Below are 22003 nucleotides of genomic sequence, written 5' to 3'. Positions count from 1 at the left end.
GGGCGCAATCCTTAACGCGCTCATAACCAAAGCGATTCGGCGGGGCGGTCGGTTGGTTTGAAGGGGCGGGTCAGCAGGTCGGAAACACGAATATGTCGCTCTCATTGGTCAAGCCGCAGCACACGGAACTGAAACCCCGGATCGTCGTGTTCGGCGTCGGTGGGGCGGGCGGCAACGCCGTCAACAACATGATCGACGCTGGGTTGGAGGGCGTGGAGTTCGTCGTGGCCAACACCGACGCGCAACACCTGTCGTTCGCCAAGACCGATCGCCGCATCCAGCTGGGCGAAACGATCACCCAGGGCCTGGGCGCCGGCGCCCACCCCGAGGTGGGCATGAACGCCGCCGAGGAATCCGCCGACGAGATCCATCAGCACCTGGAAGGCGCCCACATGGTGTTCATCACCTGCGGCATGGGCGGCGGCACCGGCACGGGCGCGGCGCCCGTCATCGCCAAATGCGCGCGTGATCGCGGCATCCTGACCGTTGGCGTCGTGACCAAGCCCTTCACCTTCGAAGGCCGTCACCGGATGCGCCTGGCTGACGCGGGCGTCGCCGAGCTGCAACGCTATGTCGACACACTGATCGTCATTCCGAACCAGAACCTCTTCCGCGTCGCCAACGAACGCACCACCTTCGCCGACGCCTTCGGCATGGCCGACCAGGTGCTGCACTCGGGCGTGCGTTCGATCACCGACCTGATGATTCTGCCGGGCCTGATCAACCTCGACTTCGCCGACGTCCGCGCCGTGATGTCCGAAATGGGCAAGGCGATGATGGGCACGGGCGAGGCCTCGGGCGACGACCGCGCCCTGCTGGCGGCCCAGAACGCCATCGCCAATCCGCTGCTGGACGAGACCAGTCTGAAGGGCGCCAAGGCCGTGCTGGTCAACATCACCGGCGGCCTGGACATGACCCTGCTGGAAGTCGACGAGGCCGCCAACGCCATTTCGGCCGAGGTGGACGGCGACGCCAACATCATCTTCGGCGCCGCGTTCGATCCGGCGCTGGAAGGCAAGATCCGCGTCTCGGTCGTCGCCACCGGCATGGACGAGGGCGAGGCGCGTCGTATCGAGCCGATCGCGCCTGCGGCCACCCTGCCGGGCCACGACGCCCGCCGATCGGCCGGCGGGATGTACGGCGCCTCTTCCACCCGCACGCCCGAGCCGACGCGCGAAACCTATCGCGAGCCGGTTCGCGCCGAACGCGCGCCCGAGCCCCGGCCGGAGCCCCGCATCGAGCCGGCGCCGGTCGTTCCGACCTTTCAGGCCCGCGAGCCGGAACCGCGCCCCGAGCCGGTGATCCGCGTCGCCGAACCCCAACCCCAGGCCCGCAATCTGGAGCCGATCATCGATCCGTGGGTGGAAGAGTACGAGACCCGCGCGCCCGCCGCTTCGGCCCAGCCGGCGCGCGCCGAGTCGCAGGACGACCTCTACGCCAACCGCGCGCCCCAGCCGGCGGTCGACGACTATGACGACCGGGATCACCGCCGCAGCGGCTGGAGCCTGTTCGGTCGTGGCAAACGCGCCCAGCCGCAGCCCGAGCCGGGCTATGGCGCCCGTCCGGCCCCGCAGATGCGCTCATCGGCCCAGGCGGCCCCTCAGCCGCAACAGGAGGCGGGACAGGCCGACGACGACCTGGAAATCCCGTCCTTTCTTCGGCGCCTCGCGAACTGATCGCACCAAGTCCTGAGATCGCGCCCCGGAGTTTCGGCTCCGGGGCGTCTTCAATTGCAGGGCCGAGGCCTGTTCCGGAACGAAACAATCCGAAACCCGACTTTCATTTCGCACTTGCGGGCGGGTCGCTAAATCCAACGCAAGGCGCAATCCGCTCGAAAGAGGCGGACGCGCGCAAAGCAGAGAGTTTGAGTTTGCCGGTCAGGAACGACCATCACGAACGCACCATCGTCGCCCCCGCGATCATCGCCGGGGTGGGGGTGCACACCGGCCGCCGCGTGCGGCTGGCGGTCCGCCCTGCGCCGGTGGGCAGCGGAATCGTGTTCGTGCGCACCGATGTGACCGACCGGGACAACCGCATTCCGGTCTCGGGCGAGGCGGTGGTGGACGCGCGCCTGAACACCATGATCGCCAACGCCGCCGACGTGCGCCTGTCGACCATAGAACATCTGATGTCGGCCTTTGCGGCCCTGGGCGTGTCGAACGCCGTGGTCGAGGTGGACGGGCCGGAACTGCCGATCCTGGACGGGTCGGCGCGCGACTTCGTCAAGCTGCTGGACCGCGCCGGTTTCCGCCCTCAATCGACGCCGCAACGCTATATCGAAATCCTGGAGCCGGTCCATGTGGTCGAGGGCGACAAGCACGCCGCCCTGATGCCGTGCGACCGCTACGAGATGCGGATGGAGATCGACTTCCCATCGGCCGCCATCGGCAATCAGGTCATCGACTTCACGGTGGACGAGGCGACCTTCCGCACGGACATCATGGCCGCTCGCACCTTCGGTTTCGCCCATGAGGTCGAGGCGCTGCGTCAGGCCGGTCTGGCGCGCGGCGGGTCGCTGGAGAACGCCGTGGTGATCGACGGCGACGACATCCTGAACCCCGGCGGCCTGCGCATGGAACGCGAGTTCGTGCGGCACAAGGCGCTGGACGCCATCGGCGACCTGTATGTGCTGGGCGCGCCGCTGCTGGGCCGATACGAAGGCTACAAGGCCGGCCACGCCCTGAACAACAAGCTGGTGCGCCAGCTGCTGGCCACGCCCAGCGCCTGGCGCGAAGTCACCCGCGTGCCGGAACTGGCCCAGGCGGGCTGACCCAAGCGGACTGACTTTGGCTGTCAGGCCGAGATCACGCTGATCAATCGACCGAAGTCCGGCTCGGCGCGTTGGAAGGCGCGGCGGTTGGAGAAGAAGCGCGTCTCGTCCGCGCAGGTGTCGTGGCCGGTCCAGACGGCCTGGCCCACGCCGGCCTGTTGCAGCCGCCACAGGACAAATCCCGGCAGGTCGAACAGGCGCTTGTCGTCCGCGGCGCCCGGTTTGAAGAAGCGGTCGCTGCCGGGATCGTGGTGGGTGAAGCGGTCCTGGAAATCGACGCCGACCTCGTAGCTGGCCTGGGCGATGCAGGGACCGACGACGGCCAGGAGACGACGCGGATCCGCGCCCAGGGCCTCCATCGCCGTGACGGCCGAGTGGACGACGCCGCCCAGGGCGCCTTTCCAGCCGGCGTGAACGGCGGCGACAGCCCGGGTCTCGGGATCGGCCAACAGCACGGGCGCGCAGTCGGCGGTCAGGACGGAACACAGAAGACCGGGCTCGACCGAGACGACGGCGTCGCCCTCGGGTCGGTCGCCGCGCCAGGGGCCATCGGCGACGCGGGCGACGGCGGAATGGATCTGATAGCAGCCGTTCAGGTGATCGGCGTCTGCGCCGAAATGGGCGGCGACGCGTCGGCGGTTCTCGGCCACGGCGGCCGGGTCGTCCTTGGAGCCGACGCCGGCGTTCAGCCCGGCGTAGATTCCGGTCGAGACGCCGCGCGCGCGGGTGAAGAAGCCGTGGTCGAAGCCGGCGGCGGTCAGCAGCGGATGGGTGATGGGGTCGAGATCGCTCACAGGTCCCACCCGGGCACGATAAGAGAGCGAGGCGAGAAGATCGCGGCGGCCTTGAACAGGGTTCCCATCTGGTCCTCGGCGGTCAGGCGGTTCAGTTGGCGGTCGATGACGGCGGCGGCCTGGGGCTGGCCCGACTTCAACCGACCCTCCTTCAAGGCGTGAGCGCGCGCTTCGATCCCTAGCCGGCGCAGGAAGTCGCCCTGAGGCAGGCAGCCGGTGACGTCGGCGCCCGCGCGGATGGCTGCCTCCAGCACCAGGGGGAAGTCAGCCCACTGGGTCAGGTCGGCCTGGCCCGGCGCGTCCAGCGGATCGACCTTCTGGTGCCGGTGCAAGGCCTGGAGGGTGTCGCCCGCCTCGGGCCGCGCGCGGCCATAGTCGATCAGCAGGGCGGCGCCCGAGGCGGCCTTGACCAAGGCGCCCAGGTCGCGGCCGAAGATCGCCTGCTGCTCGGAAATCTCGAACACCTGACCGGGTTCGATGGGAAAGGCGGGCTTTTCGAAACCGCCGGAGATGGCGGTCAGGCCGAAGATCAGGCTGTTGTCGTCGGTGACGCCCACACGCCGCTCGGCCCAGCCGCCCTCGGTGCGGACGAACTGGCGCGCGGGCAGGCAGTCCAGCACCTCGTTGGCGATCAGGATGACGGGGGCGTCGATCTCGATCCGCGTCAGATCGCGGACCCAGCGGGGCGACAGGTCGGCGTCGGCCAGGGCCCTGGCCTGCAGATCGCGTAAAGGTCCGCTGGGTTCGATCAGGATCAGGTCGCAGGCTTCGAGGAAGCCGGGGACCAGGCGTGCGGCCCTGAGCGCGTCGCTCATCAGGGTTCCGTCGCCGGGGCCGACCTCGACCAGACGGAACCGTTCGGGCGCGCCCAGCCGGTTCCAGGTCTCGACCGCCCACAGGCCGATCAGTTCGCCGAACATCTGGCTGACCAGGGGGGCGGTGATGAAGTCGCCGCCTTCGCCCAGCGAAGGGCGGGAGGCGTAGTAGCCGTCCTTGGGATCGTGCAGGCAGCGAGTGACGTAGTCCGCCACCGTCATCGGCCCGGTCAGGGCGATCTCGCGCGCCAGGCGGGCCTTCAGCGTCTCCTGGCCGCTCATGCCTGCGAGGCGGGGCCTGCGGCGGGCGGCCGGTTCCAGGCGCGCCAGATCAGCCAGGCGCCGACCAGGATCATCGGGATCGACAGCATCATCCCCATGGTCAGGCCCAGGGGGAAGTTCGGCATGCCGAAGTCGGGTTCGCGCACATTCTCCAGCAGGGCGCGGCAGACGCCGTAACCGACCAGGAACAGGCCGGTGACATAGCCCGGCTTCTTCAGCAGATCGCCCTTCCAGATCGCCAGCGACAGCAGCGAGAACAGCACCACGCCTTCCAGCCCCGCCTCGTAGAGTTGGCTGGGGTGACGCGGCGCCTCTCCGGCGGGGCAGAAGCCGTACATCTGCTGGATGCGGGCGTTGCAGAAGCGGATGGCCCAGGGAACGGTCGTCTCGCGGCCCCACAGCTCGCCGTTGATGAAGTTGGCCAGTCGGCCGAACATCAGGCCGATCGGCACGACCGGCGCGACCAGGTCGCCCAGCCGCAGCATGTCGATCTTCTTGGCGCGGGCGTAGAGGATGATCGCCAGGGCCACGCCGATGAAGCCGCCGTGGAAGCTCATGCCGCCGGTCCACAGCTGGAACAGCTCGAACCGCTCGCCCAGGCTCTGGCCGGTGAACAACTGGGCGTACATGACCGGCTTGTAGAACAGGGCGTAGCCCAATCGGCCGCCGAGGATGATGCCCAGCACGATCCACAGAACCAGATCGTCCAACTGCGTCGTCGTCAACGGCGGCTTGCCCGGCGCCCACAGGCGTCCGGTCTTGATCAGGCGTGCGGCGTACCACCAGCCCAGGACGATGCCCGCCACATAGGCCAGGGCGTACCAGCGGATCGGAAGCGGTCCGAGGTGGATCAGGACCGGATCGAATTCGGGAAAGGGCAAGGGGCGTTCCTGTTCAGACCTGTCTCTTGACTGCGGTCTAGCAAGGGTCGGGGCGTTCGTCGCCTGGGAAGACGCATCACGACGCCTTGATGGCGCCCCCGAAGCAGCGGAAAGAAAGGTTTCGTTCACTCTATTCGGTGAACCTTCGTTAACCCTGATCGGTGGGAGCCCGCCATGCAGACCCGCAATCCCCTCCTGGACGAGTTCGCCAAACTGACCACGGGCGCGATGGGCCTGGCTCAGGCCGCGGGCGAAGAGGCCAAGACCGCCTGGCGCGCCCAGACCGACCGGATCGTCGCCGAGATGGACCTGGTCCGCCGCGACGAATTCGATGTGCTGAAGGACGAGATCGCCGCCCTGCGCGCCGAGATCGCGGCGCTGAAAGCGGGCGCGGCGCCCGCCAGGAAGGCGTCGGACAAGCCTCTGAAGGGAACGTCCACAGATGGAACTCAACCCGGGGACGCAGCCGGTTGAGCCGAATCTGCGAACAGGCTTACCGTTCCGTTAACGGCCGCGACTCGCGCGACCGCAGTTCGAATCGAGACCATTGATGGATATCGCCCGGCCCGAAGAAACGGACGTGCCCTTCGACCCGCTGGAGGTCGTGGAGCATGTTCTCACGGCCGAGAATCTGCCGTTCGACCGCACCGACGACGGCGACCTGGCCTTCGCCCTGGCCGGCGACTGGAAGGACTATGAGCTGTGGTTCGCCTGGCGGCCCGAAGGGGATTGTTTGCAGTTGTGCTGCGCCCTGGATCTGAAGGTGGCCAAGAGCCGCAAGACAGCCGCCTATGAGCTGGTCGGCCTGATCAACCAGCGCACCTGGATGGGGCATTTCGAGGTCTGGGCCGAGGACGGCGAGATCGTCTTCCGTCACTCCCTGGCCCTGCCCATGGGCGAACGCCCGACCCTGGCGCAGGCGGCGTCGATGATCGATGCGGCCATCGAGGCGGCGGATCGCTACTATCCCGCCTTCGACTTCATGGTCCGGGGCAACAAGAAGCCGCAGGAGGCGATAGACGCCTGCCTGTTCGAAACGGTCGGCACCGCCTGATGCCGGTCGATGGGCCGGTCGTCCTGGTCGGTTGCGGTCGGCTGGGCTCGGCCATTCTGGAGGGGTGGCTGCTGACCGGAACGGTCGCGCCGCCCGACCTTATGATCCTGAGCCCGTCCGAGAAGCCGGCCGCCGAAGCGGCGCGGGCGCAGGGTGCGCAAATCAATCCGCCGCTGGAGGCGCTGACGACGGCGCGGGCGCTGGTCGTGGCGGTCAAGCCGGCCCTGTGGCGACAGGCAATGGCGCCGCTGACGCCGTTCCTGAACGATCAGGCCGTGATCGTTTCGGTCATGGCCGGGGTGACGGCCCCCGCGCTGGCCGAAGGGCTGGGCGGCTGGCCCATAGCGCGGGTGATGCCGACGACCGGCGTGGCGCGCGGCAAGGGCGTGGCCTCGATCTGGGCGGCCGACCCTGCGGCGCGCGCCCTGGGACGCGCCCTGTTCGAATCGATGGCCGAGACGGTCGATCTGCCGGATGAGGCCCTGATGGACGCGGCCACCGCCGTCGCCGGTTCTGGCGCGGCCTATGTCTACGCCTTCACCCAGGCTCTGGCGGAGGCGGGGGTGAAGGCCGGTCTGGACGCAGCCACGGCCGAGACGCTGGCGCGCGCGACGCTGAAATCCGCCGCAGACGCCATGGGCGACGAGGCGCTGGACGCCCTGATCGGCCGTATCGCCTCGCCCGGCGGATCGACCCGCGCAGGCTTGGAGGCGATGCAGCGCGACGGACGCCTGACAGCCATGCTGGACGACACGGTCGCGGCGGCCGTGCGCCGCAACCGCGAAATGGGCGGCTGACGCCTTTCTAGAAGCGGCGCTGTTCGATCTGATTACCCAGGCGTTCGAAGGCGCGCTGGGCGTCCTGCCAGGTCGCGAAGCCCCAGACATCGACGATGTTCGGCGTGAAGTAGGAGAACCTCACCGGCAAGGTCCGGCCGTCGGCGGTGACGATCCGGCCTTCAACCGCCGCACCGCCCACCGAGACGCTGCGGATCGGATCCAGGCCGGGCGTGTCGCGCACCTGCTGGAAGGTAGGGCGATTGGGCTTCAGGTCGGTCAGCACCAGATCGGCTGTGGCGCCGGGATAGCCCCGCTCCAACGCCTGGGCCACCTGCGCCTGAAGGTCGGAAATCTGCTGGTCGACATCGCGGTCGCCCAGTTTCTTGACCTCGCGGGTCAGGTCCGGACCGACGGTCACATTGACGACCGGCTGCGCCTGGGCGGTCGCCGCGACGGCCAGCGTCACGGCCAAAGGCGCGAGAAAAGCGAGTTTACGCATCGAAATCATCTCCAAGCCCTGTCGGATCGAAGATGATCCTCCATCGCTTCTTCCGAAAGAGGCGCGAGCATGAATTTTCAGCCAGGCTTGGGCTCGGAAGGCGGCGGCGCGGTGACGGGCGCGGGCAGGCGGATCATGGCCTTGAGTCCACCCATGTCGCTGCGGTCCAGAACCAGGTCGCCGCCGTTACCGCGCGCCACGTCGCGCGCGATGGCCAGGCCCAGGCCGACGCCCTTGCGGTTCTGGTTGCGCGAGGCGTCCAGGCGAGAAAAGGGGCGGAAGGCCTCTTCATACATATCCTCGGGGATTCCGGGGCCGTCGTCCTCGACCGCAATTTCCAGACCGCCGGACGCCAAGGCGCGGGCGGAAAGGCGCACGCGCTCGCCGTGGGCGGCGGCGTTGCCCGCCAGGTTCACCAGGGCGCGCTTGAAGGCCAGGGGGCGCAGGGAGACGGTGAGGCCGGCGGGGGCCATCACCTCGACCTCGGCGCCGGCGCGTCTGGCGTCCTCGCCCGCCGCCTGCAGCAAATCGGGAATGGAGACGGGCTGGGGCGGTTCGCCTGCCTCGCCGCGGGCGAAGTCCAGATACTCGTCGATCATATGCTCCATCTCGTCCAGGTCGCCCCGCATGGCGTCCTGGCGCTTGAACGGCGGCGCCAGGGCCAGTTCCAGACGAAGCCGGGTCAGGGGCGTGCGCAGGTCGTGGCTGACGGAGGCCAGAAGGGCGGTGCGCTGGTCGATGTGGCGCTGGATTCGGTCGCGCATGGCCAGAAAGGCGGTCGCCGCCGCCCGTACCTCGCGCGCGCCGTGCGGCTTGAAGCGCGGCACGGTCTCGCCCCGGCCGAAGGCCTCGGCCGCAGCGGCCAGTCGTTCGATGGCGCGCACCTGGTTGCGGATGAACAGGATCGCCACCCCCATCAACAGGACAGTGGCGATGGTCAGCCACAGGACGAAGATGTGCGCCTGGGTCGCGACGGCCCGCTCACGCGGGGCGATGATGCGCAAGACTCCCTGCGGCTCCTGCACCTGGATATCGACGTAGGCCGGGTAGCGGGTGGTGTCGAACCAGTAGGGACGGTCCAGTCGGGCGTCCAGGGCGTGGTCCAGGACCCGGTCGACCACGCCGATGGGGCCGCGCCGGGTCTCGGTCGGCAAGGTGCGGCCGTCCTGAAGCGCGATGGACAGGGACATGGACCGTTCGGCCCGATCGGCGATCCGCGTCAGATTGGCCGGGGAGGGGTCGTCCTCGTAGGACTGGACCGCCCAGGCGATGTCGCCGGCCAGTCCCTCGGACAGGCGGGCGGTCACGGTCTGCCAGTGGGCGTCGAAGAAGACCCAGGTCACGGCCACCTGCATGACCAGGACCGGCAGGACGATGATCAGCAACGAGCGGCCCCAGAGCGAGGTCGGCAGGCGCCGCTTCAGAAAGCGCGGCCACAGATAGGCGGGCAGCAGCCGCATCGCTCTCGTCGCCGGCTCAGTCGGGGGCCAGCATATAGCCCACGCCTCGCACGGTCTGCAGATAGCGCGGGTTCTTGGGGTCGGCCTCCAGCTTGCGGCGCAGGCGCGTGACCTGGACGTCCACGGCGCGGCCGGTGATGTCGGCGGTGTCGGGCGACAGGCTCATGCGCTCGACCGGGGCGTGGGCGTGCAGGGCCAGGGTCTTCAGCAGCTGCGCCTCGGCCTCGGTCAGGCGCTGGGGGGCGCCGTCGCGGGTCAGCTCCAGCCGTTCCATGTCGAAGACGGCGCTTCCCAGCTTGATCTCGCGCGGGCCGATGGGCTTGCCGCCCGTGCGGCGCAGGATGGCCTCGATCCGCAGCACCAGTTCGCGCGGTTCGAAGGGTTTGGACATATAGTCGTCCGCGCCTCGCGCCAGGCCCTCGATCCGATCCTCGGCGTCGCCCTTGGCGGTCAGCAGAAGAACCGGGGTCTTGGAGGTTTCGGCCTTGCTGCGGACCCAGGTGGTCAGGTCGAAACCGCTTTCGCCGGGCATCATGACGTCCAGCACGACCAGGTCGAACTCGATCAGCTCCATCATCCGCTTGGCGGCGGCGGCGTGGGCGGCCCCGGTGACGCGATAACCCTCCCGCGCCAGGAACTCCTTCAGCAGTTCGCGGATGCGGTCGTCGTCGTCGACGATCAGCAGATGGCGGCCCACGCCGGGTCCGGCGATGGGGCCCGAGCGGCCATGCGGGCGCGATTCCGTCATACTCATGCGACGTTCTCCGCGTTCAAGGCGTTGACCTGAACGATTCGGGCGGCTCTAACACCGGCAGTTCCGCGGGAGACGTGTTTCAATGGCCTTCGTTCCTTTCGACGATCGTGACGGCTGGATCTGGTTTGATGGCGAATTCGTGCCCTGGCGGGAAGCAAAAACGCACGTTCTGACCCATGGCCTCCACTATGGCTCGTCGGTGTTCGAGGGTGAGCGTATGTACGGCGGCGAAATCTTCAAGCTGACGCCGCATTCGGAGCGCCTGAAGCGGTCCGCAAACCTGCTCGATTTCGAAATACCCTACAGCGTCGCCGAAATCGACGCCTTCTGTAACGAAACCTGCGCCAAGAACGGTCTGGTCGACTGCTATGTCCGTCCCGTCGCCTATCTGGGGCCGGAACAGACCAGCGTTTCGGCGCTGAACAACAAGGTCCATCTGGCCATCGCCGTGTGGGACTGGCCCAGCTATTTCGACCCGGAGGTCAAGGCGCGCGGCCTGCGTCTGGAATGGTCCAAGTGGCGTCGGCCCGATCCGGCGACGGCCCCGACGACTGCCAAGGCGGCGGGCCTGTACATGATCTGCACCATGTCCAAGAACGCGGCCGAGCGACGCGGTTTCGCCGACGCCCTGATGCTGGACTGGCGCGGCTATGTCGCCGAGGCGACCGGCGCCAACGTCTTCTTCGTCAAGGAAGGCGTAATCCACACGCCCAGGGTCGAGCACATCCTGGACGGTATCACCCGCCAGACGGTGATCGAGATCGCTCGCGAAAAAGGCATCGAGGTCGTGGTGCGTGACATGAAGCCGGAAGAGCTGTCGGATTTCACCGAATGTTTCCTGACCGGCACGGCCGTCGAGGTGACGCCGGTGGCCGAGGTGGGCGAATATCGCTTCACCCCCGGCGCCCTGTCGCTGGACCTGATGGACCATTACGGCAGGCTGGTGCGCCGCCAACTGTAAGGTCGGGCGCGGAAATCGACGAAAGGGGCGGTCCGCACGGGCCGCCTCTTTTCGTTTTGCTTGCCAGCCGCGTCACTTTGTCCTTGAAGCGAGATCGGAGACCGGCGCGGGCCGGCGAGGGACCGTTTTCATGTTCAGCCTTCTGAACCTCCAGAGCCTTTTGGGTCTGGTCGTCGTCATCGTCGCCTGCTGGGCGATCTCGGAGAACCGGCGCGCCTTTCCCTGGCGGCTGACCATCGGCGCCATCGCGGTGCAGGCGGCGCTGGTGCTGGCGCTGTTCGCCATTCCGGGGTCGCAGGCGGTGCTGGCGGCGGTGACGGGTGCGGTTGACGGTCTGGCGGTCGCGACGACCGAGGGCACCAAGTTCGTGTTCGGCTATCTGGCGGGCGGGGACCAGCCCTATGCGGTGCAGAATCAGGGCGCCCTGTTCACCTTCGCCTTTCAGGTGCTGCCGCTGATCCTGGTGATCTCGGCCCTGTCGGCCCTGCTGTGGCACTGGAAGATCCTGAAGTGGATCACCCTGGGCTTCGGCTTCCTGTTCCAGAAGACGATGGGTTTGGGCGGCGCCTCGGCCCTGGCGGTCGCGGCCAACATCTTTCTGGGCATGATCGAAAGCCCGATCGTGATCCGCGCCTATCTGGACAAGCTGACCCGGTCGGAAATCTTCCTGATGATGGTGGTCGGCCTGGCCACCGTCGCCGGTTCGACCATGGTGGCCTACGCCACCATCCTGGCGCCGGTCCTGCCCAATGCGGCGGGCCACGTCCTGGTCGCCTCCATCGTCTCGGCGCCGGCCGGGGTGCTGCTGGCCCGGATCATCATTCCCGAAAAGGAAGGCCTGGGCGGCGCGGTCGCCGACTATGACTCGGCGCTGAAATACGACAGCGCCATCGACGCCATCGTGAAGGGCACGTCGGACGGTCTGATGGTCGTCCTGAACATCTCGGCGGTGCTGATCGTGTTCGTGGCCCTGGTGGCCCTGGTCAACGTCATGCTGGGCGGCTTCGTCGTTTTCGACGCGCCCCTGACGGTCGAGCGCATCCTGGGCTGGATCTTCGCCCCCGTCGCCTGGTTGATCGGGGTGGAATGGAAGGACGCCGACGTCGCCGGCTGGCTGCTGGGCGTCAAGCTGACCCTGACCGAGTTCGTCGCCTTCATCGACCTGGGCAAGGTTCCTGCCGCCGAGATGACCGAGCGGACGCGGATGCTGATGACCTATGCGTTGTGCGGCTTCGCCAACATCGGCTCGGTGGGCATCACGGTGACGGGCCTGTCGGTCCTGATGCCAGAGCGCCGAGAAGAGGTTCTGGGCATGGTGTGGAAGGGGCTGTTCGCCGGTTTCCTCGCCACCCTGATGACCGCCTCCATCGTCGGCGCCATGCCCGCCGTCGTCTTCGGTCGCTGAGCAGGGCGGCCCGACACCGGTGCGCGCCCTGGCCCCGCTGGATCGCGGAATGGCGCTGCTGCTGGCGGGTCTGGCCGGCTATGTCGACAGCCTGGGCTTCTTGCAGTTGGGCGGGGTGTTTGTCTCGTTCATGAGCGGCAATTCCACGCGCCTGGCCGCCAGTCTGGCGTCGGGGCATTGGCTGGCGGCGGGGCGGCTGATGGCCATTCTGGCGGTCTTCGTCCTGGGCTCCTTCCTGGGGGCGCTGATCGCGGGCGGGGAGGGGGCGCGGTCGCGCAGCCGTGTTCTGCTGTTCGAAGGACTGCTGCTGGCCTGTGCGGCCCTGGCGGCGGGGTTCGGCCTGACGCCCCTGGCCATACTGCTGATGGTCACGGCCATGGGGGCCGAGAATTCCGTCTTCCTGAGAAACGGCGAGGTGGGCGTCAGCCTGACCTATATGACCGGCACCCTTGTCAAGCTGGGCCAGGCGCTGGCGGCCCGCGCGACGGCGCGCGACCGCACGGCCTATCGCCCCTATCTGGCCCTGTGGGCCGGGTTGACGGCCGGCGCCGTGCTGGGCGCCCTGACCTATGGGGTGCTGGGACTGGCGGCCTTGTGGCCCGCCGCCATCCTGGCCCTGAGCCTGTCGCTGGTCGCGCGGTTCAGCCGCGCGGCGTGAACTTTCGGATGACGCCCGAGAAGGTCATCAGCAGCCGTTCGCCGGTGTTGATCTGGCCCCGCACGAAGATCAGGCTCTTGCCCGCCTTCGTCACCTGGCCCGTGGCCTCGATCAGTTCGCCGACATAGCCGCCGTCGATGAAGGTCGAGTCCAGTTGCACGGTGACGCCCGAGGCGCCCTCCATCTCCTGATAGGCGATCTGGAACATGGCGATGTCGGCGAAGGTCATCAGACAGCCGCCGTGCATCCGGCCGCCGGCGTTCATGTGCTTCTGCTCGGCGCGGAAGGCGCAACGCATGTGCCCGTCCGGGTCCGGCCGGCCGTAGAAGGGGCCGACCACGGTGTCGAAGGTGTCGTGCAGATCATAGGTCTGCCACCCGGCGAACTCGCCTTCGGTGATGGTGATTTTCTTCGGCATGCAGACTCGGCCTTACTTCTGGGCGTGCGGTGCAGCATATAGACGCAATGAGCGATCCGATCGAAACCGCAATCCTGAATAAAATTGCCTCCCTGGAGCCGGGCAAGAGCATAGAGCCCGCCGAGGTGGCCAAGGAACTGCAGCCCGAACAATGGCAGCGCATGCTGCCAAAGGTTCGCGCCATCGCGCTGCACCTGATGCGACAGGGCAAGCTGACCATCACCAAGAAGGGCAAGCCGGTCGATCCGGACAACTTCCGCGGCGTGACGCGCCTGCGTCAGGCGACGCCGGAAGAGGCGGCCCTGGCTCTTAGCCGCCGTCCGCCGGTGGTCAGTGAGGACGATGACGACTGACCTCGAAGAGGTTCTGGGCGACATCCGGGCCTGCCGCGCCTGCGCAGGCGCGCTGCCGCACACGCCGCGTCCGGTGGTGCGGGTCTTTCCCGAGACGCGGCTCCTGATCTGCGGCCAGGCGCCGGGGCGACGTGTGCACGAAAGCGGCCTGCCGTTCACCGATCCGTCGGGCGACCGACTGCGCGACTGGATGGGCGTGGACTACGAAACCTTCTACGCCGACCGCCGCATCGGAGTGGCGGCGCAGGCCTTCTGCTATCCGGGGACGGCGCCCCAAGGGGGAGACTATCCGCCGCCGCCGGGTTGCGCCGAGCTTTGGCGACCCCAGTTGATGGCGGCCTTGCCGGAGATGGAACTGACGCTGCTGGTCGGGGGCTATGCCCAGGCCTGGGCGCTGGGCGAGCGGGTGAAACGCAACATGACCGAGACGGTGCGGGCGTGGCGCGATTATGCGCCCGGTCTGCTGGTTCTGCCGCATCCGTCCTGGCGCAACACGGCCTGGCTGAGAATGAACCCCTGGTTCGAGGTGGAGGTCGTGCCCTATCTGCGGGAACGGGTTCGGGCCATCCTGGATTATCCGCAAGAAAACGGTCCCCCATCCGGAACGGCAGGGTCGGGGCAGGCATGAGGCGTGGCGTGTTCAGACGGATCGGATCACTGGCGGGCCTTTTGGCTCTTTCGGCCTGCGCCACGCCCCATATCCAGCCCGCCTTGAACCCGCCGCCGGGCTTCGTCGGCCCGCATGTCGAGGCGCGCGCCCTGATCATGTCGGACGGGGCCAGCCTGCCGCTGATGCGCTGGGCGCCGCAAGGGCAGGAGCCGTGGGCCGTCATCGTCGCCCTGCACGGCATGAACGACCATGCCTCCAGCTTCCGTCTGGCCGGACCCTGGTGGGCCGAGCAGGGGATCGAGACCTGGGCCTATGACCAGCGCGGCTTCGGCAAGGCGCCGGGACGGGGCGTCTGGGCCGGACAGAAGCGTATGACCGACGACCTGCGCGAGGCGGTGGCGATGGCTCGCGCCCGTCATCCGCACGCCGTGATCGCGGTGGTGGGTGAAAGCATGGGCGGCTCGGTTGCGGCGGCCGCCTTCGGCTCGGACGATCCGCCGGCTGCGGATCGGGTGGTCCTGCTGTCGCCCGGCGTCTGGGGCTGGTCGGCGCAGGGGCCGCTGAACACTGCGGCCATCAATCTGGCGGCGCGGCTGGCGGGCGGGGTGGCGCTGGAGCCACCCGATTTCATCACCCGCGACATCCACGCCTCGTCCAACACGCTGGAACTGGTGCGCAACACCCGCGATCCGCTCAGCATCCTGGCGACCCGGTTCGACACCATCTACGGCCTGGTCGACCTGATGCAGACGGCATCGACCAGCCTGGGCCGCATCCGGGGCGACGCGCTTCTGATGTACGGCGCCCAAGACGAGATCGTGAAGCGCGGTGAAATGCGCGCGGCGCTGCAGGCCGCCCAGCGGCAGGGCGGCACGCTGCAGACCGCCTGGTATCCGGACAACTGGCACCTGCTGGACCGCGATCTGGACGCCCAGATCGTCTATCGCGACGTGACCGCCTGGCTGCGCGACCCCCGTGCGGCGCTGCCTTCCGGCGCGCCGCCGGTCCTGCCGGAACTGATCGCGGCCGGTCGCAAGTAGAGTCCGATCGGCGGCCGCCCTCTACGCCCACGCTTGATCGGCGGTGGCGTCGGGCCTATCAGCGACCCAAAATAATATTGCCTAGGGAGCGCATGTCATGAGTGGAACGCTGTTCGATTCGCCGTCTTTCTCGAATCATGAAGGCGTCCACGCCTTCTTCGATGAAAAAACCGGCCTCAAGGCCATTGTCGCGGTCCATTCCACCGCGCGAGGTCCAGCCGTGGGCGGGACGCGGATGTGGAACTATGGTTCTGCGGCCGAGGCGCTGGAGGATGTGCTGCGCCTGTCCAAGGGCATGAGCTACAAGAACGCCGTCGCGGATCTGGAAATGGGCGGCGGAAAGTCGGTGATCATCGGCGACAGCCGCACGCAGAAGACGCCCGAGCTGTTCCGCGCCTTCGGTCGCGCCGTCGATACGCTGGGCGGGATTTACTACGCCGCCGAGGACGTGGGCGTGTCGGTCGCCGACATCGCCGAGGCGCGCAAGGAGACGACGCGCGTCCTGGGCCTTAAGGACGGGCCGGAAGCCTCGGGCGATCCCAGCCCTGTGACGGCAGAGGGCGTCTATCGCGCGACCTTGGCGGTGGCGCGGCGGCTGTGGAAGCAGGACGACCTGACCGGCCTGACCGTCGCCATGCAGGGTGTCGGCCACGTCGGCGGCTATCTGGCCGACAAGCTGGCGGCTGCGGGCGCCAGGCTGGTGATGACTGACGTCAACGCCGTCACCCTGGCCGAGGTCGCCGCCCGCACCGGCGCCGAGATCGTGGCCCCGGACGCCATCTATGACGTCAAGGCCGACATCTATGCGCCCTGCGCCCTGGGTGCGACGCTGAACCCGCAAACCCTGGACCGGATCACAGCCAGGGCTGTGGTCGGCGCCGCCAACAACCAGCTGGCCACGCCCGAGATCGGGCGCATCCTGTTCGAACGCGGCGTGCTGTATGCGCCTGACTATGTCGTCAACGGCGGCGGGATCATCAATGTGGCGGCCGAGATGAACGCCCGTCAGACCAAGGGCGCCTTTGATCCCGCTTGGGTCGAGGCGAAGCTGTCGCGCCTGATCGAGACCTTCGAGGAAATCCTGGACCGTTCGGCCGTCGAAAACCGCCCGACCCACGAAATCGCCGACGCCATCGCCGAGGCCCGCATCGCGGCGGCCGGGGAACAGAAACGCAAGGCGGCCGCCTAGAGGGGCGTCCGTCGGCCCGCGCGGGCGGCTCGCCGTCGTCTCTTAACGGCCCGTTTACCATCCAGGCGGCATTTTCTGCCTAGCGGGGCGTGAGTGTCTTCCGCGAGTATGGGGCGGGAACGCGTGGGCGGCTTTACGGCGGCGTTGCAGAAGTTCGGGATCGGTCGGCTGGCCGCTGTCCTCGGCGTCGCCGCGGGCGTGGCCGCCGTGCTGGTCGCCGTCATGCTGCGGATGGGCCAGGCGCCCGACGCCCTGCTCTATTCCAACCTGGATTTGCGGGAAGCCGGCGAGATCACCGCCGCCCTCGACCAGGCCGGCATCAAGTACAAGTCACAGGGCGACGGTTCGACCATCATGGTCAACCGCGACGAGGTCGGCACGGCGCGGATCCTGGTCGCCGGCAAGGGCCTGGTGACGTCCGGTTCGGTCGGGTACGAGCTGTTCGACAACCAGTCGGTGCTGGGGCAGACCGAATTCCAGCAGCAGTTGAACGAACAGCGCGCCCTTCAGGGCGAGCTGGCGCGCACCATCATGTCGATGCGCGGCATCACCGCCGCCCGTGTCCACATCACCATGCCGCGCCGCGAGATGTTCACCTCGGCCGCGGGCGAACCGACCGCAGCCGTCCTGGTGGGGCTGGGCGGGCGCGACCTGACGGGCGATCAGGTGCGGGCGATCCGCAATCTGGTGGCCTCTTCCGTGCCGAACCTGAAGCCGGACCGCGTCACCGTGGCGGACCAGAACAACCGCACCTTGGCGGCGGGTGGCGAGGACGGCTTCACCTCCGCCTCGGCCGAAGAAGCCAAGGGCAACACCGAGGCCCAGCTTCAGGCGCGCATCAAGGATATCGTTGAAGGCGTCGTCGGCGTGGGCGCCGCGCGCGTCCAGGTGACGGCCGACATCGACCACAGCCGCTCCACCACCCAGGAGCAGAAGTTCGATCCGGACGGCCAGGTCGTGCGTTCGACCACCACTAACGGTTCGCAATCCAGCGATACTACGGCCCAGCCCGACGGCGGCGTCACCGCGACCAACAACATTCCTGGCGGCGCGGCGCCGGACGCGACCCAGGCCGGCTCTCGAAGCGCCGAAAACGCCGAGACGACGAACTACGAAATCTCGAACACCACCACCACGACCACCAAGGAGCCGGGCGAGGTCAAGAAGCTGGCGGTCGCGGTCGCGGTCGACGGCAAATGGACGCCGGCCAAGGACGGCAAGGGCGAAGCGACCTACGCCCCGCGCTCGGCCGAGGAGATCGCCCAGATCAAGTCTCTGGTCGCCGCCGCCGCCGGCATCGACGAGACGCGCGGCGACAAGATCGAGGTGATCAACGTCCGCTTCAACCGGGACGCCGGCGTCGCCGGCGGCCTGGACGGCGCTTCGTCGATGTTCGACTTCTCCAAGGACGACATCATGCGCGGGGTCGAGCTGCTGGTCCTGCTGATCACCGGCGTCCTGCTGATCTTCTTCGTCCTGCGTCCGTTGTTGAAGACGGCGACGGGCGGGACGAACCTGCCTGCGCTCGCCGGCGCCGACGGGGTGCCGGTCACGCCCCTGACCACGACGATCATCGGGCCGGACGGACAGCCGCAGCTGGTCCAGCTGCCGCCGCCCAGCGAGATGGAGCAGAAGATCGACATCGCCCGTATCGAGGGCCAGGTGAAGGCGTCTTCGGTCAAGAAGGTCGCCGACTTCGTTCAGTCCCATCCCGATGAGGCCACCGGCATCCTGCGGTCCTGGGTGGCCGAAGGCTGATGGCGAAGCTGGTCAACAAGAAGCAGGCGATCGAGGATCCGAACAAGCTGACGGGGCCCGAGAAGGCGGCCGTCATCCTGCTGGCGCTGGGCGAGGAGCACACCGCCCTGTGGGAGCGCCTGGACGACGAGGAGGTCAAGGAAATCTCCCAGGCCATGGCGACCCTGGGCAATGTTACGGCCGATGCGGTCGAGGCTCTGATGATCGAGTTCGTGTCGGGCCTGGCGGGTTCCGGCTCGGTGATGGGCAGCTATGAACAGACGCAGAAGCTGCTCAGCGCCTTCCTGCCCAAGGAGCGGGTCGACGGTCTGATGGAGGAAATCCGCGGTCCGGCCGGTCGCACCATGTGGGACAAGCTGGGCAATGTGAACGAGGCCGTCCTCGCCAACTATCTGAAGAACGAATATCCCCAGACCGTCGCCGTCATCCTGTCCAAGGTGCGTTCGGACCACGCCGCCCGCGTGCTGACCAGCCTGCCGGAGGATTTCGCCCTGGAGTGCGTGCAGCGGATGCTGCGCATGGAGCCGGTGCAGCGCGAGATTCTGGACAAGATCGAAGCCACGCTGCGTACCGAATTCATGTCGAACCTGGCGCGCACGTCCAAGCGCGACAGCCACGAGATGATGGCCGACATCTTCAACAGCTTCGACCGCCAGACCGAGGCGCGTTTCATCGGCGCCCTGGAAGAGCGGAACCGCGAATCCGCCGAACGCATCCGCGCCCTGATGTTCGTGTTCGAGGACCTGTCCAAGCTGGATCCGGGCGGGGTGCAGACCCTGCTGCGCGCGGTGGACAAGGATTCCTTGGGCCTGGCCATGAAGGGCGCCTCCGAGGGTCTGCGCGAGATGTTCTTTTCCAACATGTCCGAGCGCGCCTCCAAGATCATGCGCGAGGACATGGAATCGATGGGGCCGGTGCGCCTGAAGGACGTCGACGCCGCCCAGATGGCCATGGTCCAGGTCGCCAAGGATCTGGCCGCGCGCGGCGAGATCATGCTGGCCGGCCAGGGCGCCGACGACGAACTGATCTACTGACATGAGCCCTACCTCCAACATCGGACGCCCCTTCGTCTTCGACACCGAGTTCGATGCCGACGGGACCGTGGTGCGGCCAGGCGCCTGGGCGCCGGCCAAACGGTCCTATCAGCCCGCCGAGGTCGAGGCCCTGGTCGCCCAGGCGCGGTTGGAAGCGCGCCAGCAGGCCCTGTCGGAGGTCGCGCACCTGCAGGCCATGGCGCTGACCAACATCGCCCAGTCCGTCGCCACGGCCATGCCGCTGCTGCGCAACGCCGCACAGACGCACCGCGAACAGTCCGCCGACCTGTCGCTGGCCGCTGCGCGCGCCATCGCCGGCGCCGCGCTTGACCGTTTCCCTCACGCGCCGCTCCGGGCCGCGCTTGAGGTGTTGGCTCAGGAGATCGACGCTTCGCCGCGTCTGGTGGTGCGGGCGAGCGGCCTGGACGACGAAAGGCGAGCGGCCATTGAGCAGGCCTGCGCCGAAAGCGGTTTCACCGGCGCGGTGGCCTTCCGCGACGAGCCGGGCATGGCTCTGGCGGCCTTCCAGCTGGAGTGGGCCGACGGGCGCGCCGATCATGATCCCCAGGCCTCGGCCGAGCGGGTGGCCGAAGCCTTGAGCGCCGCCCTGGCCGCCGAGGCGGGCCACGCCGAAACCCTTTCCGCCGACAGGAGTGATGTCTGATGGACGCCGACGACCTGGCTCTCGAAGAGTTTTCCGAGTCCGCCGGCCTCGCGCCGTTGGAAGAGGCGGGCGAGAAGACCGCCGCCGATCTGGCCACGGTCTTCGACGTGCCGGTCAACATCTCGGCCGTGCTGGGCAAGTCGCACATGTCGGTGGCTCAGTTGCTGAAGCTGAACAAGGGGTCGGTGCTGGAGCTGGATCGCAAGGTCGGCGAAGCCATCGACATCTTCGTCAACAACCGTCTGATCGCACGCGGCGAGGTCGTCGTCGTCGAGGATCGGCTGGGCGTGACCATGACGGAAATCATCAAGGGCGAGGACGGCGGCGCTTAAGCGATTTCGAAGAAATCGCGTCCTGCCGGAAGGCGGGGCGAGGCGTCCGACAGAGAGATTAGAGGAGAAGAACGATGCGTCTTCTGGTGGTAGGCAGGCTGAGCGGGCAACTGGCGTCGGCGGTGAAGATGGCCATGGCGCACGGCGCCAAGGTCAATCATGTCGAACGTGCGGATCAGGCCACCGAACAGCTGCGGCGAGGGCAGGGCGCGGACCTGTTGATGGTCGACTATCAGCTGGACATCGCCGCCCTGATCGCCGCCAACGAGGCCGAGCGGATCACCATCCCGGTGGTGGCCTTCGGCGTCGACGCCGATGCGCGCGAGGCCGCCGCCGCCATCAAGGCCGGCGCCAAGGAGTTCATTCCCCTTCCGCCGGACGCCGAACTGATCGCCGCCGTGCTGTCGGCCGTCGCCGACGACGAGAAGCCGATGATCTCGGCTGACCCGGCCATGAAGGCGGTGCTGCAACTGGCCGATCAGGTCGCGCGGTCGGAAGCCTCCATCCTGATCACCGGCGAAAGCGGCGTCGGCAAGGAGGTGATGGCGCGTTATCTGCACGAACATTCGCGCCGGTCGGAAAAGCCCTTCATCAGCGTCAACTGCGCCGCCATTCCCGACAATCTGCTGGAATCCGAGCTGTTCGGGCACGAGAAGGGCGCCTTCACCGGGGCGGTGGCCCGCCGGATCGGCAAGTTCGAGGAGGCCGACGGCGGCACCCTGCTGCTGGACGAAATTTCGGAGATGGACGCCCGGCTTCAGGCCAAGCTGCTGCGCGCCATTCAGGAACGCGTCATCGACCGGGTCGGCGGCTCCAAGCCCGTGCCGGTCAATATCCGCATCATCGCCACCTCCAACCGTGACCTGTCCAAGGCCGTGGCGGAGGGCACGTTCCGCGAAGATCTGCTGTACCGGCTGAACGTGGTGAACCTGCGCCTGCCCAGCTTGCGCGAACGGCCCGGCGACATCGGCGTGCTGGCCGATCACTTCATCAAGAAATACGCCGCCGCCAACGGCGTGCCGGTGCGCCCGATGTCGGCCGCCGCGCGTCAGGCCGTCGCCGCCCACCGCTGGCCCGGCAATGTGCGCGAGCTTGAAAACGCGATGCACCGGGCGGTGCTGCTGGCGGTCGGACCCGAGATCGACGCGGACGCCATCCGCCTGCCGGACGGCCAGCCCCTGTTGGGCGGCAGTTCCGGCGCCGCGCCGCAGCCGGCCGGCTATGAGGCCGCCTATGGCGGCGGCGTCGCCGCTCGCGCGGCCCAGGCCGCCGACGCCGTGACCCGCAGCTTCGTCGGCCAGACCGTGGCGGCGATGGAGAAGACGCTGATCCTGGACACCCTGAGCCACTGCCTGGGCAACCGGACCCATGCGGCCAATATCCTGGGCATCTCCATCCGCACCCTGCGCAACAAGCTGAACGAATACGCCGACGAGGGCACGGCCATCCCGGCGCCCCAGAGCGGTGTTTCCGCCGCGGGCTACGCGGCCTGA

The 22003-nt window shown here is 68.0% G+C and carries 24 protein-coding genes; 17 read left to right on the top strand and 7 right to left on the bottom strand.

From position 1 onward, the window contains the following. Nucleotides 1-92 precede the first annotated feature (92 nt). Nucleotides 93-1676 carry a cell division protein FtsZ gene (gene ftsZ, locus ACWPV3_RS14920; RefSeq protein ID WP_453978321.1) on the top strand — a complete coding sequence of 528 codons (1584 nt, stop codon included), beginning with the start codon at nt 93-95 and terminating at the stop codon, nt 1674-1676. Nucleotides 1677-1870: 194 nt separating this feature from the next. Continuing rightward, a complete protein-coding gene (lpxC, locus tag ACWPV3_RS14915) occupies nt 1871-2770 on the top strand; it encodes a UDP-3-O-acyl-N-acetylglucosamine deacetylase (protein WP_453978320.1) in 900 nt (299 codons plus the stop codon). A gap of 23 nt (nt 2771-2793) precedes the next feature. On the opposite strand, the gene pgeF is transcribed toward lpxC, so the two are convergent. Genes pgeF through lgt form a run of 3 tightly spaced genes read right to left on the bottom strand, consistent with a single transcriptional unit; the run spans nt 2794 to nt 5542 of the window. Continuing rightward, nucleotides 2794-3564: a peptidoglycan editing factor PgeF gene (gene pgeF, locus ACWPV3_RS14910; protein WP_453978319.1), complete on the bottom strand. Its 771-nt coding sequence runs from the start codon at nt 3562-3564 to the stop codon at nt 2794-2796. Next, nucleotides 3561-4661, bottom strand: coding sequence for a class I SAM-dependent methyltransferase (locus ACWPV3_RS14905; RefSeq protein ID WP_453978318.1), 1101 nt, complete (start codon nt 4659-4661; stop codon nt 3561-3563). Before ACWPV3_RS14905 ends, pgeF begins: the two co-directional genes overlap by 4 nt. Next, a complete protein-coding gene (lgt, locus tag ACWPV3_RS14900) occupies nt 4658-5542 on the bottom strand; it encodes a prolipoprotein diacylglyceryl transferase (RefSeq protein ID WP_313454323.1) in 885 nt (294 codons plus the stop codon). Before lgt ends, ACWPV3_RS14905 begins: the two co-directional genes overlap by 4 nt. A gap of 174 nt (nt 5543-5716) precedes the next feature. On the opposite strand from lgt, the gene ACWPV3_RS14895 reads away from it, so the two are divergent. The 3 genes from ACWPV3_RS14895 to ACWPV3_RS14885 all read left to right on the top strand — a co-directional run bounded on the left by ACWPV3_RS14895 (nt 5717) and on the right by ACWPV3_RS14885 (nt 7393). After that, nucleotides 5717-6016 (top strand): accessory factor UbiK family protein, encoded by a 300-nt coding sequence (locus ACWPV3_RS14895; protein ID WP_453978317.1) that lies wholly within the window; start codon nt 5717-5719, stop codon nt 6014-6016. Nucleotides 6017-6092: 76 nt separating this feature from the next. Beyond that, nucleotides 6093-6596, top strand: a complete 504-nt coding sequence (locus ACWPV3_RS14890; protein ID WP_292087411.1) for a type III secretion system chaperone family protein — start codon at nt 6093-6095, stop codon at nt 6594-6596. Next, nucleotides 6596-7393 carry a pyrroline-5-carboxylate reductase family protein gene (locus tag ACWPV3_RS14885; RefSeq protein ID WP_453978316.1) on the top strand — a complete coding sequence of 266 codons (798 nt, stop codon included), beginning with the start codon at nt 6596-6598 and terminating at the stop codon, nt 7391-7393. Before ACWPV3_RS14890 ends, ACWPV3_RS14885 begins: the two co-directional genes overlap by 1 nt. Nucleotides 7394-7400: 7 nt before the next feature. On the opposite strand, the gene ACWPV3_RS14880 is transcribed toward ACWPV3_RS14885, so the two are convergent. The 3 genes from ACWPV3_RS14880 to ACWPV3_RS14870 form a co-directional block, all read right to left on the bottom strand. Beyond that, on the bottom strand, nt 7401-7874 hold the full coding sequence (locus tag ACWPV3_RS14880; RefSeq protein WP_453978314.1) for a hypothetical protein: 474 nt from the start codon (nt 7872-7874) through the stop codon (nt 7401-7403). 77 nt (nt 7875-7951) lie between these two features. Continuing rightward, nucleotides 7952-9334, bottom strand: coding sequence for an ATP-binding protein (locus ACWPV3_RS14875; protein WP_453978313.1), 1383 nt, complete (start codon nt 9332-9334; stop codon nt 7952-7954). A gap of 16 nt (nt 9335-9350) precedes the next feature. Beyond that, nucleotides 9351-10082 carry a response regulator gene (locus tag ACWPV3_RS14870; protein WP_292087634.1) on the bottom strand — a complete coding sequence of 244 codons (732 nt, stop codon included), beginning with the start codon at nt 10080-10082 and terminating at the stop codon, nt 9351-9353. A gap of 88 nt (nt 10083-10170) precedes the next feature. On the opposite strand from ACWPV3_RS14870, the gene ACWPV3_RS14865 reads away from it, so the two are divergent. The 3 genes from ACWPV3_RS14865 (at nt 10171) to ACWPV3_RS14855 (ending at nt 13112) form a co-directional block, all read left to right on the top strand. After that, nucleotides 10171-11049, top strand: coding sequence for a branched-chain amino acid aminotransferase (locus tag ACWPV3_RS14865; protein WP_453978312.1), 879 nt, complete (start codon nt 10171-10173; stop codon nt 11047-11049). 130 nt (nt 11050-11179) lie between these two features. After that, complete coding sequence (locus ACWPV3_RS14860; RefSeq protein ID WP_453978311.1) at nt 11180-12454, top strand: NupC/NupG family nucleoside CNT transporter; 1275 nt, start codon at nt 11180-11182, stop codon at nt 12452-12454. A 49-nt stretch (nt 12455-12503) separates the two neighbouring features. Further along, nucleotides 12504-13112 (top strand): YoaK family protein, encoded by a 609-nt coding sequence (locus ACWPV3_RS14855; protein WP_453978310.1) that lies wholly within the window; start codon nt 12504-12506, stop codon nt 13110-13112. On the opposite strand, the gene ACWPV3_RS14850 is transcribed toward ACWPV3_RS14855, so the two are convergent. Further along, entirely contained in the window at nt 13096-13530 is a 435-nt protein-coding gene (locus ACWPV3_RS14850; protein WP_087119729.1) for a PaaI family thioesterase, read from the bottom strand. The two genes, ACWPV3_RS14855 and ACWPV3_RS14850, sit on opposite strands and share 17 nt — an antisense overlap. A 47-nt stretch (nt 13531-13577) precedes the next feature. Between ACWPV3_RS14850 and ACWPV3_RS14845 the strand changes: the two genes are divergently transcribed. The 9 genes from ACWPV3_RS14845 (at nt 13578) to flbD (ending at nt 22003) form a co-directional block, all read left to right on the top strand. Then, nucleotides 13578-13883, top strand: coding sequence for a DUF3253 domain-containing protein (locus ACWPV3_RS14845; RefSeq protein ID WP_292181198.1), 306 nt, complete (start codon nt 13578-13580; stop codon nt 13881-13883). After that, nucleotides 13873-14511, top strand: a complete 639-nt coding sequence (locus ACWPV3_RS14840) for a uracil-DNA glycosylase family protein (protein ID WP_453978309.1) — start codon at nt 13873-13875, stop codon at nt 14509-14511. Before ACWPV3_RS14845 ends, ACWPV3_RS14840 begins: the two co-directional genes overlap by 11 nt. A gap of 8 nt (nt 14512-14519) precedes the next feature. Then, nucleotides 14520-15533: an alpha/beta fold hydrolase gene (locus ACWPV3_RS14835; RefSeq protein ID WP_453978308.1), complete on the top strand. Its 1014-nt coding sequence runs from the start codon at nt 14520-14522 to the stop codon at nt 15531-15533. A 97-nt stretch (nt 15534-15630) separates the two neighbouring features. Next, a complete protein-coding gene (locus ACWPV3_RS14830) occupies nt 15631-16722 on the top strand; it encodes a Glu/Leu/Phe/Val family dehydrogenase (RefSeq protein WP_453978307.1) in 1092 nt (363 codons plus the stop codon). Nucleotides 16723-16830: 108 nt separating this feature from the next. Beyond that, a complete protein-coding gene (gene fliF / locus ACWPV3_RS14825; protein ID WP_292087430.1) occupies nt 16831-18480 on the top strand; it encodes a flagellar basal-body MS-ring/collar protein FliF in 1650 nt (549 codons plus the stop codon). After that, entirely contained in the window at nt 18480-19514 is a 1035-nt protein-coding gene (gene fliG / locus ACWPV3_RS14820; RefSeq protein WP_292087431.1) for a flagellar motor switch protein FliG, read from the top strand. Before fliF ends, fliG begins: the two co-directional genes overlap by 1 nt. Nucleotide 19515: 1 nt before the next feature. Continuing rightward, nucleotides 19516-20178 carry a flagellar assembly protein FlbE gene (locus ACWPV3_RS14815; RefSeq protein WP_453978305.1) on the top strand — a complete coding sequence of 221 codons (663 nt, stop codon included), beginning with the start codon at nt 19516-19518 and terminating at the stop codon, nt 20176-20178. Further along, nucleotides 20178-20510 (top strand): flagellar motor switch protein FliN, encoded by a 333-nt coding sequence (gene fliN / locus ACWPV3_RS14810; protein ID WP_292087434.1) that lies wholly within the window; start codon nt 20178-20180, stop codon nt 20508-20510. Before ACWPV3_RS14815 ends, fliN begins: the two co-directional genes overlap by 1 nt. 74 nt (nt 20511-20584) lie before the next feature. After that, nucleotides 20585-22003: a sigma-54-dependent transcriptional regulator FlbD gene (flbD, locus tag ACWPV3_RS14805; RefSeq protein WP_453978304.1), complete on the top strand. Its 1419-nt coding sequence runs from the start codon at nt 20585-20587 to the stop codon at nt 22001-22003.

Source organism: Brevundimonas sp. Marseille-Q4549 (genome assembly GCF_976940555.1).
This window is presented reverse-complemented; position numbering and strand designations above follow the sequence as displayed.

Coding starts and splice junctions, on each gene's coding strand:
- ACWPV3_RS14855 (WP_453978310.1), top strand. CDS start 12,504: ATGGCGCTGCTGCTGGCGGGTCTGGCCGGCTATGTCGACAGCCTGGGC.
- ACWPV3_RS14815 (WP_453978305.1), top strand. CDS start 19,516: ATGAGCCCTACCTCCAACATCGGACGCCCCTTCGTCTTCGACACCGAG.
- ACWPV3_RS14840 (WP_453978309.1), top strand. CDS start 13,873: ATGACGACTGACCTCGAAGAGGTTCTGGGCGACATCCGGGCCTGCCGC.
- ACWPV3_RS14885 (WP_453978316.1), top strand. CDS start 6,596: ATGCCGGTCGATGGGCCGGTCGTCCTGGTCGGTTGCGGTCGGCTGGGC.
- fliG (WP_292087431.1), top strand. CDS start 18,480: ATGGCGAAGCTGGTCAACAAGAAGCAGGCGATCGAGGATCCGAACAAG.
- ACWPV3_RS14850 (WP_087119729.1), bottom strand. CDS start 13,530: ATGCCGAAGAAAATCACCATCACCGAAGGCGAGTTCGCCGGGTGGCAG.
- ACWPV3_RS14890 (WP_292087411.1), top strand. CDS start 6,093: ATGGATATCGCCCGGCCCGAAGAAACGGACGTGCCCTTCGACCCGCTG.
- ACWPV3_RS14845 (WP_292181198.1), top strand. CDS start 13,578: ATGAGCGATCCGATCGAAACCGCAATCCTGAATAAAATTGCCTCCCTG.
- ACWPV3_RS14895 (WP_453978317.1), top strand. CDS start 5,717: ATGCAGACCCGCAATCCCCTCCTGGACGAGTTCGCCAAACTGACCACG.
- ACWPV3_RS14830 (WP_453978307.1), top strand. CDS start 15,631: ATGAGTGGAACGCTGTTCGATTCGCCGTCTTTCTCGAATCATGAAGGC.
- ACWPV3_RS14875 (WP_453978313.1), bottom strand. CDS start 9,334: ATGCGGCTGCTGCCCGCCTATCTGTGGCCGCGCTTTCTGAAGCGGCGC.
- flbD (WP_453978304.1), top strand. CDS start 20,585: ATGCGTCTTCTGGTGGTAGGCAGGCTGAGCGGGCAACTGGCGTCGGCG.
- ACWPV3_RS14865 (WP_453978312.1), top strand. CDS start 10,171: ATGGCCTTCGTTCCTTTCGACGATCGTGACGGCTGGATCTGGTTTGAT.
- ACWPV3_RS14880 (WP_453978314.1), bottom strand. CDS start 7,874: ATGCGTAAACTCGCTTTTCTCGCGCCTTTGGCCGTGACGCTGGCCGTC.
- ACWPV3_RS14905 (WP_453978318.1), bottom strand. CDS start 4,661: ATGAGCGGCCAGGAGACGCTGAAGGCCCGCCTGGCGCGCGAGATCGCC.
- ftsZ (WP_453978321.1), top strand. CDS start 93: ATGTCGCTCTCATTGGTCAAGCCGCAGCACACGGAACTGAAACCCCGG.
- ACWPV3_RS14860 (WP_453978311.1), top strand. CDS start 11,180: ATGTTCAGCCTTCTGAACCTCCAGAGCCTTTTGGGTCTGGTCGTCGTC.
- fliF (WP_292087430.1), top strand. CDS start 16,831: ATGGGGCGGGAACGCGTGGGCGGCTTTACGGCGGCGTTGCAGAAGTTC.
- ACWPV3_RS14870 (WP_292087634.1), bottom strand. CDS start 10,082: ATGACGGAATCGCGCCCGCATGGCCGCTCGGGCCCCATCGCCGGACCC.
- fliN (WP_292087434.1), top strand. CDS start 20,178: ATGGACGCCGACGACCTGGCTCTCGAAGAGTTTTCCGAGTCCGCCGGC.